Annotated in this window: 13 protein-coding genes and 1 tRNA gene; 6 read left to right on the top strand and 8 right to left on the bottom strand. The window is 44.3% G+C overall.

Translation table 11 applies throughout. The features are described 5' to 3' along the window. Positions 1-213: 213 nt before the first annotated feature. Positions 214-2,103 (bottom strand): hypothetical protein, encoded by a 1,890-nt coding sequence (locus tag CD05_RS0115645; RefSeq protein WP_028511275.1) that lies wholly within the window; start codon positions 2,101-2,103, stop codon positions 214-216. Positions 2,104-2,375: 272 nt separating this feature from the next. Here CD05_RS0115645 and CD05_RS19065 point away from each other — a divergent pair, with 272 nt between their 5' ends. The 4 genes from CD05_RS19065 to CD05_RS0115625 all read left to right on the top strand — a co-directional run bounded on the left by CD05_RS19065 (position 2,376) and on the right by CD05_RS0115625 (position 5,541). Next, complete coding sequence (locus tag CD05_RS19065; protein WP_028511274.1) at positions 2,376-2,582, top strand: hypothetical protein; 207 nt, start codon at positions 2,376-2,378, stop codon at positions 2,580-2,582. Further along, a complete protein-coding gene (locus CD05_RS0115635) occupies positions 2,560-2,850 on the top strand; it encodes a helix-turn-helix domain-containing protein (RefSeq protein ID WP_028511273.1) in 291 nt (96 codons plus the stop codon). The genes CD05_RS19065 and CD05_RS0115635 overlap by 23 nt, the downstream gene beginning before the upstream one ends. 135 nt (positions 2,851-2,985) lie before the next feature. Next, on the top strand, positions 2,986-4,224 hold the full coding sequence (gene mobV / locus CD05_RS0115630; protein WP_028511272.1) for a MobV family relaxase: 1,239 nt from the start codon (positions 2,986-2,988) through the stop codon (positions 4,222-4,224). A gap of 132 nt (positions 4,225-4,356) precedes the next feature. Then, a complete protein-coding gene (locus CD05_RS0115625; protein ID WP_028511271.1) occupies positions 4,357-5,541 on the top strand; it encodes a site-specific integrase in 1,185 nt (394 codons plus the stop codon). Between the two features lie 119 nt (positions 5,542-5,660). On the opposite strand, the gene CD05_RS0115620 is transcribed toward CD05_RS0115625, so the two are convergent. Beyond that, a tRNA-Leu gene (locus CD05_RS0115620) sits at positions 5,661-5,744 on the bottom strand. Positions 5,745-5,945: 201 nt separating this feature from the next. Here CD05_RS0115620 and CD05_RS0115615 point away from each other — a divergent pair. Both CD05_RS0115615 and CD05_RS0115610 read left to right on the top strand, forming a co-directional pair. Beyond that, positions 5,946-6,401, top strand: coding sequence for a hypothetical protein (locus CD05_RS0115615; RefSeq protein ID WP_028511270.1), 456 nt, complete (start codon positions 5,946-5,948; stop codon positions 6,399-6,401). A 239-nt stretch (positions 6,402-6,640) separates the two neighbouring features. Then, a complete protein-coding gene (locus tag CD05_RS0115610; RefSeq protein WP_028511269.1) occupies positions 6,641-7,018 on the top strand; it encodes a hypothetical protein in 378 nt (125 codons plus the stop codon). Between the two features lie 455 nt (positions 7,019-7,473). Here the strand turns inward: CD05_RS0115610 and CD05_RS0115600 are convergent, their stop codons facing one another. The 6 genes from CD05_RS0115600 to nusG form a co-directional block, all read right to left on the bottom strand. Then, positions 7,474-8,406 (bottom strand): virulence protein RhuM/Fic/DOC family protein, encoded by a 933-nt coding sequence (locus tag CD05_RS0115600; protein ID WP_028511268.1) that lies wholly within the window; start codon positions 8,404-8,406, stop codon positions 7,474-7,476. 64 nt (positions 8,407-8,470) lie between these two features. Then, entirely contained in the window at positions 8,471-10,741 is a 2,271-nt protein-coding gene (locus CD05_RS20125) for a cellulase family glycosylhydrolase (protein ID WP_051589072.1), read from the bottom strand. A gap of 409 nt (positions 10,742-11,150) precedes the next feature. Further along, entirely contained in the window at positions 11,151-11,477 is a 327-nt protein-coding gene (locus CD05_RS0115590; RefSeq protein WP_028511266.1) for an MmcQ/YjbR family DNA-binding protein, read from the bottom strand. Between the two features lie 64 nt (positions 11,478-11,541). Continuing rightward, positions 11,542-12,237, bottom strand: a complete 696-nt coding sequence (gene rplA / locus CD05_RS0115585; protein WP_028511265.1) for a 50S ribosomal protein L1 — start codon at positions 12,235-12,237, stop codon at positions 11,542-11,544. A gap of 71 nt (positions 12,238-12,308) precedes the next feature. Further along, positions 12,309-12,734 carry a 50S ribosomal protein L11 gene (rplK, locus tag CD05_RS0115580; RefSeq protein WP_028511264.1) on the bottom strand — a complete coding sequence of 142 codons (426 nt, stop codon included), beginning with the start codon at positions 12,732-12,734 and terminating at the stop codon, positions 12,309-12,311. A 108-nt stretch (positions 12,735-12,842) separates the two neighbouring features. Next, positions 12,843-13,370 (bottom strand): transcription termination/antitermination protein NusG, encoded by a 528-nt coding sequence (gene nusG / locus CD05_RS0115575; protein ID WP_028511263.1) that lies wholly within the window; start codon positions 13,368-13,370, stop codon positions 12,843-12,845. Between the last annotated feature and the right edge of the window lies 1 nt (position 13,371).

Genomic DNA, 13,371 nt, shown 5'->3' with positions numbered 1-13,371 from the left:
TGCTGCCGCCCTGTCTTCGATGATGTTATTCTATCATAAGCCGAAGCGTAAATCCATACCTCAGAAGGAATACTCTGATTATTCTTTTTTGCGGACATTTTTTATTATGGTCAAAACAGCTTAATACAGTTAAGGCAAAGCAAAAAGGATACTCCCTTGATTGGGAATAACCTTTTTGTAGCTAAAAGCTGTTTATAAGAAATACTAGTGATTTTACTGTTTCTTAACAGCCTCTATTATTCTATTAAGTACTTCTAAAGCTGAAACGGCTTTGGAAGATCCGAATGACATATTATACACGGTCTCAATAAACAGACACCAAATATCCCACTGCTCCTGGCTCATACTCAGCTTATACGAAATGTCATCTATGACAAGTTCTGCAAGTTCTTTGTAAGCGGCTGTTTCGTCAGATGTGTAGTTCGTAAGATAAAATAAGAATTCCATTATTGCATCTTTCTGGGTTTGAGCATTACCATAAACAGGTATTTCTTTGTAATTATCGTAGTAATCACACCTTATAGGATAGCCTGCATAATCGCTTGACATATCACGAAAGTCTTTAGTTTTATTAATAAACTGCTGCTTTTCTCCATCAGACAGAGCATCAAACTGCTCAAATAGCATCTGAGCTTTGAGATATACTACCGATGATTTACTATCATAATTTATACTGCAAAGCGCCATAGAATCAAAGAAAAACATAGGGTTAAGGCAGATCTTTTCCTGTTTGTCAAAAGGCAGGCTTATGATATGATCGGCGATGACCGAAAGCCCCTGTTCGATTTCTGTTTTGTTAAACAGAACCTCTATTCTTTTGTCAGAATGGAAGGTATAAACATATGAGGCATACAGTGCCCACAAATGCCACTCAAAAGGACTCATATTCAGCCTGTATTCTATATCATCTATAATAGTATCTGTAATAATATCCTTCGGGCGGTTTTTCCAGCATCTTTTATCAAAAGAGCTGATCACGCCTTCAAATAAGTATCTTTGCTTTTCACTGTCAATTTTCTTATTCTTTTTATCAGAACGGAAGCTGTCGAGACTGATGTCATGTATCGGATCGCTTTCATCATTATAACAGCCTGTAATGATAGGATCGGCAATATTTCTGTGTCTTGCATTGTTTATCATATTCTGATAATGCAGATTTATGTCAAACAGAAACCAATCGCTGCTGTTATAAATGTAATTGTTTATTTTTTCATCTGAGTTAAGTTTCTGCATATCGTTATAGAAGCGAAGTCTCTCATCTTTGGTAAGCTGCCTGAACCGTTCGATAAACTCACCGGCACTTATATAGCTTCCGTCGGAATGGTGAAAATTCGGAGCTGCAAGCGAATCAAAGAATGCATATGGATATGACAGGATCAGTTTTTGTGCCTCTTGCGGCAGAGTTATAAGATGCTCTATGACTGTGTTAATAACAGTTACTGACAGCTCTTCATCGTTGTTTTCATTATCACTTAACGTATCGTGTGATACCGGGCTGCCGAACAACAGCTTTTCCAGTTTAGCAGCAGCTTCACGATGCCGTGTATAAAACTCAAGGCCGGAGTTTCTGTCGCTGAACCAGTAGTGAGTTCTCCTTTTACAGAGGTCATAAAATGCCAACAGGTAATCATATTGTTCTTTTGTTGATCTTACAAGTTCATCTCCGGTTTTTTTCTGGCTGATATGGCTTTGGTTGTTATGTCCTGCTTTAACAGCAAAATCTTCTTGGATTATATCGGACTTGAATTCCTCCCATAGCTCGGCAAACAGCTTGCCAAACTCCTCTGCAGGCATATGTTTATAGCCCTTATAGTACATTTCCTTATTCAGTGCAAGGTTTATTATAGCCTTTATATCATCCTTAAGCGGTCTGGCTTTTATGCCATTCCTGATTTCGGCTAAATTATCTCTTGTCATACCTATGGATTTAGCAAAGTCTCCATATTTGATTCCCAATTCATTCAAAAGCTCTTCCAGCTTTTCACCATACTTGATATTATTTAAAGAAGGATCGATAAAGGTTTTGACTGGTCGGCTGATCTCTTCCGTATCTTTCTGAAAAATATTATTCTCAGGCTTAAACATTAAATTGCGGTTTATCATTATATGATCCCTGCTTTCTTAATAGATTTATAATAATATTATATCAGAACAAAAGTGATTAAACAATACGTTTTTTAGAATAATTTAAATATTCTCAAAAACAGGAGTTTTTTCTTATTCCTTCTCCATATCATCATTCCACATATGAAATTTCAAGTCTGCCGCTTTCATTTTTTTCGGATTATGAAACATACAGCGCAGATGCATTTTTCGTGTTATCATTATTATCAGAGGGAAGATACCCTCAAAATAATACAAAGGAGAGAAGACAAATGGCAAATCAAATTATCAGAGAGGAACTCAAAGCAAAGGGCGTGCGCCAATGGCAGCTTGCCGCTGCACTCGGTATATCCGAGCAGACTATGGTGAGGCGCTTGCGCTTTGAGCTTGATGAGGAGACTCAGCTTGAAATGCTAACAAAGATCGAAGAGCTGACAAAACGAAAGGAGGAGGCACTTGAATTTACAAGAAAAGAATGAACTGATTCGGCAGGTAGTTGATCTATTGCAGCAGCTTATCCCTGTCGAAAAGGACACCCCTGCCATAGCTGTAAGCAAGCCTTCTGCTCCGCAAATGCTCACCATTAAGGAATGTACCGAGCTTGTGTCGGGGCTTACCGAGCACACCGTCAGAACTTTGGTAAAGCAAAACAAGGTGAAATTTATCAGGTGTGGTCAGGGCGAGCGAGGAAAAATACTCGTTAGCCGAGACAGCCTGCTTGAATACCTCGGTGCGGTGTGCGCATAAAAATATCGGGCAGCGCCCGTTCCCAAAAGGGAGGGCGCAGCCCGACAATAAAGGGGTCAAGAGGAACTGCTTGCCCACCGGACTATTTGCCTGTCAAATAGTCCTAGTGGGTTACAACTATCCTTGTGGGATAGTTTGGCTTTAAAAAAGAAAGGAGACAAGAAAAACATAAGCTACGCAATTATAAGGAACGCAAATCACAAAATGGGTGCAGTGCCTCTTGTGGAAAGGCACAATGAAAGGCGCAATCATAATTACACAAACAAGGACATAGATCATTCCCGCACACACGAAAACTATGCAATAAAAAAGCCGCAAGAGACGAGCTACGAAAAAGAATTCTACCGCATAAAGGAAGCCTATGGCTTAAAAGGCAATCTTCGTCTTACGGGCGAGAAGCAGAGCACAATACTTTGTGAGTTTATCATAACATCCGACAAAGAGTTCTTTGACCGCATAGGCAAGGAGAGGACAAAGCAGTTTTTTCTTGACACCTACCGATTTGCCGCTCACAAGGTCGGCGGTGAGGAATTCATAGTGTCGGCAGTCGTTCACATGGACGAGAAAACGCCGCATATGCACCTTACCTTTATCCCGACAGTCAAAGGCAAGGACAGGAAGGGCAACCCCTGCCGCAGAATAAATGCCTCCGAATTCTGGAAAGGCAGGGACAGCTACTCACGCTTACAGGACGAATTTTATGAGTGGGTGACAAACTGCGGTTACGACCTTGAACGAGGTGTTAAAGGCAGCAGCGCCGTGCATCTGTCCGTAGAAGAGTATAAAATCAAAAAGACAGAAGAACAGCTTGCCGACCTGCAAGGCAAGGTGGAAGAGGTCAAAGCCGTTGACAGCATCAGCACCACAAATCTTCCCTTTAATATGGTGTCTGTCAAAAGGGCAGACTTTGAAACGCTGGCATCGGCAGCAAAGGGATATGTTACCGCCAAAGCTCTTGAAGAGAAGAACAAAGAGCTATCAGAGGAAAACAGACGGCTCTGCAATGAGAATGAAAGTTTAAAGCAGGAGAACAAAGTGCTCTCGGCAAAATATATAGAACTGGATATACAGTTCTCGGAATATTATGACAGCGTTTCGGAGCAAGTTGATTTGCAGGCAGAGAACACCAAGCTCAACAAAGAAATAGACTTGATGAAGCTATCGTTGGAAGAAAAGGTCGAGCTTATTAACAAGCTGAACAAGGAAAGAATGCTTCTAAAAGACGAGCAGTCAAGGCTCAATAAGGTCATAACAGGTCTTACAGATGAGTTATCATCATTAAAGAACAGATTTGACAGGGTAATGGATTTTATCCACAAGCAGGGATTAAAGGAAAAGCTGGATAATTTCTTACACCCGAAGAGAAAAAGATAAAAGGACAAAAGAAAACAGACCGGCATCTTTGTAATAAAAAGTTTTCAATTCGCTTTATTGCTTTACAACGTGAAATGGTGTATAATAATAATTACAGAGATGTCAAGGGTCTGATTATAGGAGGGATCAGACATGGCAAATATCAGAAAAAGAGGAAATACATATCAGATCAGGGTATCGTGTGGGTACAAGCTGAACGGTGAGCAAGTCGTGCAGACTATGAGTTGGAAACCGCCGGAAGGAATGACCGTAAAGCAGGCAGAGAAGGAAGTTCAAAAGCAAGCGATACTGTTTGAAGAAAAGTGTCTAAGAGGGCAAGTCACAGCGAATGTGAAATTTGAGGAATTTGCAGAGCAGTGGTTTGAGGAGTATGCGAGGCTCAATCTTAGGAACACATCTTTTGAGCGAATGAAGAACCTCAAAGCGAGGGTATATCCTGCGCTCGGGCATATACGGATAGACAAGATAACCGCAAGGCATATTCAGCAGTTTATCAATGATCTGTCGCAGAACGGCAAAAATCTCCGCAGCGGCAAGCCGCTTTCACGCAAGACGGTGGTTCATCATTTAAGCTTTATCAGCGACGTTTTTGCTTATGCGGTAAAAATGGATATGCTGTCGGACAACCCGTGTGCTAAGGTCAGCGTGCCGAAGGGCAGCAAAAAAGAAAAAGAGATCTACACGCTTGAAGAGGTCGAAAAGCTGTTTGAGCTGTTGGAGGACGCCCCTTTAAAATACAAGGTGTTCTTTACATTGGCGATATACAGCGGCTTTCGCAGGGGAGAGCTTTTGGGCTTGGAGTGGAAGGACATTGACTTTGATAATAATATCATAAGCGTTTGGAGAACGTCCAACTACACCGCAAGCAAAGGCACCTACACCGACACTACAAAAACGAAAAAGTCGCAGCGCTCACTTAAATTTCCCGACCATGTAATGGACTTACTGAAAAGCTACAAGTCAGAGCAGGACGCTTTCAGGGCGCTTATTGGCAGCAAGTGGACGGACACCGACAGACTTTTTGTGCAGGAGAACGGATTACCGATGTATCACACCACGCCGTACATTTGGTTCAAGAGGTTTTGCGAGAGCCACGATTTCAAATTCTGCGACATACACTCCCTGCGGCACTTCTACGCCAGTTCCCTCATCAACGAGGGCGTTGACCCTGCGGCTGTGTCGAGTGCGTTAGGACATAGTGTTATCGGAACAACGACTTCCATTTACTGCCATACCTTTCAGCAGGCGCAGGCGAGGGCAGGCGATGCTATCGCAAATGTGCTTGACTTTAAAAAGAAAAAGCCCGATGCAAGCTGAATAAACTTACATCAGGTCACACAATGGACAGCCAAGTTACAATAATGGACAGTTAATGGACAGGCTATGTTTTTGGGCATGAAAAAAGCTCGTAAACGCCGTGTTTACGAGCTTTTAGATGGTGCGGCAAATGGGACTTGAACCCATACGTCAAAGACACACGCCCCTCAAACGTGCCTGTCTGCCTATTCCAGCACTGCCGCTTGACAGATAATATTATATCATATCCATACGCACTTGTCAAGCACTTTTTGAAAATTTATCTTATTACTCAAAAATTCCCTGCAAAAACTGTATTTTATATGTAAAATAATCAATGCCTGCGGTGCGGAGATTGACATAATAAGTCAGTAATGATATAATATTCATATAAATTTAAGTAAAAGCATCGGAAGTACATACATATGAATAAAAAAGAACAAAAAATCGCAACTGTATTATCATTCATACCGTTTCTGTTCGGCGTATCATTGTGTAAAACAGCGACCGGAGGATTCTATGGTAATGACAGAGATCTGATAGGTTATCCTATTTGCTATGTATCAGGATTAGGTATTATTTTCCTAAGATATTTTTTTCTTGTCAGTCAGCTTGAAGATGATGATATAACAGAACTGAGCAGACGAACGATCATGACAGATACAATTATCAGTAATATTATCCTTTGCATTTTTGGTTCCTGGTGGTTTATGCTCGTAAACGGAAATGCGTACCTTTCAGTATTGTTTTGTTTTCTTTTGCTCTTATGTTATAACATACCGCTGGCAAAAATAAGAAAAGACCTTATGATCGGTTTAGGCTGTCTGAGTGCAGTAATGCTTTTACTGTGCTATGTAATATGTTTAAATATTGATATGTGAATACTTATTCCGGTATATTGTATATAGGCAACACCGCACAAAGACCGCCTGAAGGCTTTGTACGCAACTTACTTGTATCTTTTCCGTCATATTACACATTTTTTCCTTGAAATACGGTAGTATTCCTTCGGAAAATCTGTGCAATCTGACGAAAAAGCTGACTGCGCAATTTGCGCACAATCTTCGTGCGGTGTTGCCTATAGAAATAACAACTGACCCGGCCGAAAGGATAAACTAAAATGAACATTGAAATAAACGGGAACGATCTCCATATTGATCATCACGATATATATTTTGACTATAACATCAGACAGATAGATATAACCGATGATCGGGTCATTGTGCTGCTGGATATCCCAAACGGCGCAGATGATCCTGCAAACATCTTCTGCGTTGACTTTGAGGCAAATATACTGTGGCAGATAGAAAAAAGCGGTAGGTTTTTCAAAAGAACAGGCAGTCCAAAGGCAGCCAGCTCGTCGGTGTGCTACACAGGAATGTACATAAGAGAGTCCGACGGGCTTTTGCAGGTAAATGACTTTTTAGGAAGAAGATTCCTCGTTGACCCCGAAGACGGGCATATTCTTGAAAAAAACAACGAGGGCAGAGAATGGTGAGCATTCCCCGAGAAGGAATGACGATCGACAAAAACGGCGAGATATCAGACTCACATCTCGGTATCGAATTTAAGGCAACACCGCACAAAGACCGCCTGAGAGCTTTGCGGCACATCTACTTGCAGATTTTCCGTCATATCACCCAAATTCACCTTGAAATACGTTAGTATTCCTGCGGTAAATTTGGGCAATCTGACGAAAATTCTGACTGCGTATCTGTACCACAATCTTTGTGCGGTGTTGCCTTAAAAAACGACCACAGATAATGGCATAGTTTATGATATCGGATATTTTCAGACAAGGAAATACCCGAAGAATACCGACATCGAAGGGATAAATCTGTTTTATGTATACATATATGACGATGAAGGCGTTCTCGAAAAGGAGATCGATGTAGGTCGTATGCCTACTAAATAGAACCCCCCCTACAGCCTTTCACGGCCGCAGGGGGGAAACTATTTGACCATACAATTCATAATGACGTTTATCATCATTTCCTTTTCGCTCGGCTGTGACTCGGCTATCATTATCGTGAGTGCGGCAAGCGTCTGGTCGGCTATGGCTTTTTCTGTTTTGGCATCATCAAGAAACAGTGCCCCGTTCTTGTCAAGAAAATATAAATACATCGCCGCCGCTATGCGCTTGTTGCCGTCTGAAAAGCTGTGGTTCTTGGTGACGAAGTAGAGCAGGTTCGCAGCCTTTTCTTCAAGCGAGGGGTAAAGCTCCACGCCGCCGAATTCCTGATAGATGTTTGCGATACTGCCCTTGAAGGAGTCGTCCTTTTCATTGCCGAAAAGCTCACTGTCTGATGCAAACCTCATCTCATTTATCACCCTGCGGCACTCGTCATAATCAAGCACATATACTGCCTTGTTTCCTGCCGGCTTTTTCATTGTCTGATGATCGTAATCATCAAGCAGATCAAGTGCGGTGTTGAATTTTTCTATCACCGACAGCACATGTTTTGCATCAAGCTGATTTTCTGCACGCTTCATAATGCGTATGACCTCGCCTATCTGTTCTATACGCTTATTATTGACAGCATACCCCTTGATTATGTAATCCTTGAGCACTCCGTTCGCCCACCTGCGAAACTCCACGCCACGCTGCGACTTTACACGGTATCCCACCGAGATTATCACATCGAGGTTGTAGTAATCGACCGGTTTGTCAGAATTTGGAATGTGCATATTTTGCACATTGCTTTCTTTATCAAGTTCTTTTTCATTAAATACCGTATTGATATGTCGTCCAATAACACTTACATCTCGGTCAAACAGCTCTGCAATCTGCGCTCTGTTTAGCCACACCGTATCCCTGTCCGTCGTCACATCAAGCTTTACAGCATGATCTGCTGTTTCATATAATATTATCTCTTTCCTTTCCATATTTATCATCTTCTTTATACATCACCCCCCGCAGTCATCACGGCCGCAGGGGGTATTCTTATTCTTATTTGCCTGTCCTCTTTTTGTAAAGCGAGCGTATCAGCTTGCCGCTCTCGGTGAGCTGGGTGGTGCCCTTCTTTATTGCGGAGAGGTTTGTGCCGCTCTTGAACGCCGAGGCTGTTTCTGCCTTGCCGCAGGCGCTCCAGTTCATGTAACCTATCATGTACTTGTCAAGCAGGCTGAGCCATGTCTTTGTCTGAGCCGCATTGAAGCCGCCGTTGCCCGATGCATCGCAGGTGCCGAACTCAGTAACAAGTATCGGCAGACCCTTTGAATAGCAGCTTGTAACTCTGTTTCTCAGCCAGTCGGTGTGAGTGTTTGCATAGAAGTGCAGCGTGTAGACGCAGTTCTTGTCGTCTATCCTGTTGCCGAGCACCTGGTCTATGTCCTGGCTCCATGTGCCTGTGCCGCATACGATGATAGCGTTCTTGTCATACTTTCTTATAGCGCTGACTATCGCCTGGCAGTAGGGCTTGATGTTTCTTGACCATGTAACGCCGCCGTTTGGCTCGTTGCATATCTCGTAGATGACGTTGTTCTGTCCCTTGTATTTCTTGGCCATCTCGGTAAAGAACGCTACGGCCTCGCTCTGGTGTGTCTGAGGGTTGCCGTCCTTTAAGATGTGCCAGTCGATTATTGCGTACATACCGAGATCAGTTGCGTTCTTGACACCGTCTATGACCTTCTGCTTGGCCTGTGACTTGAAGCCCGAGCCAGTTGTGTAGCCGCCGTACTCCTCTGTGTACATAGCAAGTCTTATGGTGTTTACGCCCCAGTCATTACGCAGCACTTTGAGAGATGCCTTTGAGGTGATGTTTGAGAAATCCTCCCACATAAGACCGTGGGTAGACATACCTATCATCTGGAACTTCTTGCCGTTTGCGTCAACGATGTTCGCACCGCTTACCTTCAGCCTGCCGTGGTTTGCAACAGGTGTGCCGTTCGCTGCGAGCTTAAGTGTAACAGCCGCACTCGGTGTGCCCCAGTAAACAACGCCCTTGATCTTCTTGTATGCTCTTACCTTGTACTTGTAGCTGCCGCCTGCCTTAAGCCCTGTGAGCTTGCAGCTGACAGTTGCGTTTGAGGATATCGTCTTTAGCTTCACATACTTCTTGGTAGATGTGTTATACTGATATATCCTGTAGCCGCTTGCATTGCCGGTCTTTGTCCAGCTCAGCTTGCCGACGGTCTTTGATGCAGCAGCCGCCTTTACGCCTGTCACCTTTTTGGGAACTATCTGGAAAGTACACTTTGCACTGCCTGTGTAGCTGCCCTTGCCGGTAACGGTTATCGTTGCCTTGCCTATCGCCTTGTTGGCCTTGTAAGAAAGGGTGTAGTCTGTGCCCTTCTTTAGCTTCACACCGCCGTTTTTGATAACTACATCAGGAGTGATAGCCTTGCCGGTGTATGCATACTTTGAAGCAGCTGCCGTCGGCTTAAGGTTTGAAATGCTTGTCTTGGTTATGGTAAAGCTCTTTGTCGCCGTGCCTTTGAATGTGCCCTTGCCTGTAACTGTCACCTTAGCAGTGCCTGCCTTGGTGTTTGATGAGCATGACACTGTGTAATCAGTATCCTTAACGAGCGTCCTGGAGCCAATTTTCACAGTCACGCCGGGGGTTATCGCCTTGCCGGTGTATGCATAGCTCGTCTTTGCAAGAGTAACATTTGAAGCCGTTATCTGCCCGGCGGTTATCGAGAATGTAGTCTGCAGCTCGCCCTCGCAGTTGCCTATGCCCTTGACGATTATGCGGCCTGTGCCTATGTTTGTATTGTCCTGATAGGACACCGTGTAATCTGTGCCCTTTACAAGCGTTTTGCCTGCCGAAACGACCTTTACATCAGGCTTTATCTCATACCCTGTAAAGTCATACTCCTTCTTGGCGGCCGTCACCGTTGTCTCGGAATAGAAAGGCCTCTTGCCTATGTCGAACTCTATCGTCTTCTGACCCTGATAGAGCCCCTTGCCGGTTATCAAAGCCTTTGCCTTGCCGGCGTTTACGTTGTTCTCAAAGGTCACACTGTAGTCTGTGCCCTTTACGAGCACATAGTTTTGGCTGTAGTCGTGCAGTGTCAGCTCAGGCTCTATCGCCTGCCCTGTGTAGAAGATATTCCCTATCCAATCGCTCTGGATATCCGATATGCTCCTTAACTGCTGTTCGGTCTGCGAAGCCTGTGCAGTTATGAAAGTACCCATAGCCGTCTGCCCTGCAAACCCTACCGAAACACACATCACAGCCGCTGCAATAGCCGCCGCTGCCTTAGCTCTGAATGTCAACTTCATCCCCTCCGTTTTTGTTAAAGATAGGTCACTAAACACGTCAATTGTCTGAAATTTTACCCTTAAAATGCAAATTTTGCTTATAATCAACCGTGTAATAAAGGTTACAAAACGGTACACCAAAAGCCGTTTTTTAGTACCATTGTTGAAAGTTTGAGCCGCTTTCTGTGAAAAACCGGTGTTTGAAGCCCGACTTTTTAACAATTTCAACAGAGTTTTCAACATTTTCGATGTTTGGAATGTCACCGTTAACTGTCCGTTATTATACTCCGAAATTTGATTCGACGTTTTTTCTCAGGCCATTTTCAGACCTCTGCGAAAACGAAAAAAATCAAACTTTTCCTCATACAAGTTTAACATATTTCTGAATAGTTTTCAATACGCAAACTGAACAAATAATGCAAAGCTACTTTGTCAGCCCGAAGCTCGCAAGTGTCATGCCGCAGAGCAGCTCGTCCGGCACATCGCTCTCAAAGTAGACAGTTATCCAGTGGCGCTTGTTCATGTGGTATGCAGGGGTCACGCCCTCGTAGGCGGACTTGTACACATCGCCCTCCATCGGGTCAGTCTTAAGGTCAACGAGCCACCTGCCCTTGACACACATCACGATACCGAACCATTTTCTGTTGTCAGTATGCCGCAGCACGACCGTGTCAAAGTCGTTTTTAAACGGCTTGTCCTGAGATGCACCTGCGATGCTTTTACACCATTCGAGGTAGTTGTCCTTGGTCATTCTTATGCCCCCATATAAATAGTTAAAAAAAGAGCCGCCGCAGCAGCTCTTTTTATATACGTTATTATACGCCGTACTTAGCAGTATTTACCTTGATACCAACGCCCATTGTTGAAGCAACAACGATGCTCTTGAGGTACTGACCCTTAGCAGCAGCAGGCTTAGCCTTAACTATAGCCTCAACAAGAGTGTTGAAGTTCTCCTCAAGCTTCTCAGCACCGAAGGAAGCCTTGCCGATAGGGCAGTGGATGATGTTTGTCTTGTCAAGTCTGTACTCGATCTTACCAGCCTTAGCATCTGTTACAGCCTTTGCAACATCGGGAGTAACAGTACCGGCCTTCGGGTTAGGCATAAGGCCACGGGGACCAAGCACCTTACCTAGACGACCAACAACGCCCATCATGTCAGGGGAAGCGATAACTACGTCGAAATCCATCCAGTTTTCCTTCTGGATCTTCTCAACGAGATCCATACCGCCTACATACTCAGCGCCGGCTGCCTGAGCAGCCTCGAACTTATCTTCCTTGCAGAATACGAGCACCTTGATGCTCTTACCTGTACCGTTAGGAAGAACAACAGCGCCTCTTACCTGCTGGTCAGCGTGACGGGAGTCAACGCCGAGACGGATATGAGCTTCTATTGTCTCATCGAATTTTGCCTTTGCGCCCTTAGCTGCAAGATCAAGTGCTTCGGGGGCATCATATAACTTAGCTCTGTCGATCAGCTTTTCTGAATCAACATACTTCTTGCCATGTTTCATTAAAAAATCCTCCTTTAAGTGGTGATAGCGGAAATTTCCTCCCACGCTCCGTTAAAAAACGAAGTTGTCTGTTAGTCCTCTACTACAACGCCCATAGATCTGCAGGTACCTGCGATCATGCTCATAGCTGTCTCAATGCTTGCTGCATTAAGGTCGGGCATCTTCTGCTCTGCGATAGCCTTTACCTGATCCTTTGTGATCGTAGCTACCTTTGTCTTGTTCGGAACGCCCGAACCGCTCTCTATCTTGCAGGCTTTCTTTATAAGGACTGCTGCAGGCGGAGTCTTTGTTATAAATGTGAATGATCTGTCAGCATAAACTGTGATAACAACAGGGATTATAAGACCGATATCGTTCTTTGTTCTCTCGTTGAAATCCTTTGTGAATGCCATGATATTAACGCCGTGCTGTCCGAGTGCAGGACCTACCGGCGGAGCAGGTGTTGCCTTTCCTGCGGGAATCTGAAGCTTTATATAGCCTACTACCTTCTGTGCCATTTTACGCACCTCCATAAATTGTGGTAAGGCGAGCTGTGTGGTAAGTACAACTCTCCCACTTTACGGAAGACCTTCTTCGCCTTCCTCTTTGCCTATGTCTTGAGCTCTTTATTCCTCTGCCTTGATCTGTGAAAGCGGGAGCGAAACAGGTGTCTCTCTGCCGAACATCGAAACAACGACCTCTGCGGTCTGTGCCTCGGTGTCTATTGCAGTAACTCTGCCCACAAAACCGTCAAACGAGCCGCCGATAACATTAACGGAATCGCCTACCTTGAATGTCACCTCAACTGCCGAGCCGCCTCTGTCAACGCCGAGCGCCGCTACTTCCTTTTCGGTGAGCGGAACGGGCTTTGACCCGGGGCCTACGAAGCCTGTGACACCTCTGGTGTTCCTTACTATGTACCAGCTCTCATCTGTCATCACCATTTTCACGAGCACATAGCTCGGAAAGAGCTTTCTCTCTGCCTGAACTGTCTTTCCGTCCTTATTGATCTCGGAAACCATCTCGGTAGGTATCCTTACCTCCTCGATAAGCTCATGCAGCTTACGGTTCTCAACGACCTTTTCAATATTCTCAGCTACCTTATTCTCATAACCCGAATAGGTGTGAACAACATACCATTTAGCCTGTGACATA

This window comes from Ruminococcus sp. NK3A76, from assembly GCF_000686125.1.
Classification (GTDB): Bacteria; Bacillota; Clostridia; order Oscillospirales; family Ruminococcaceae; genus NK3A76.
Note: the sequence above shows the minus strand (reverse complement) of the source record. Positions and strands in the feature narration are given on the sequence as shown.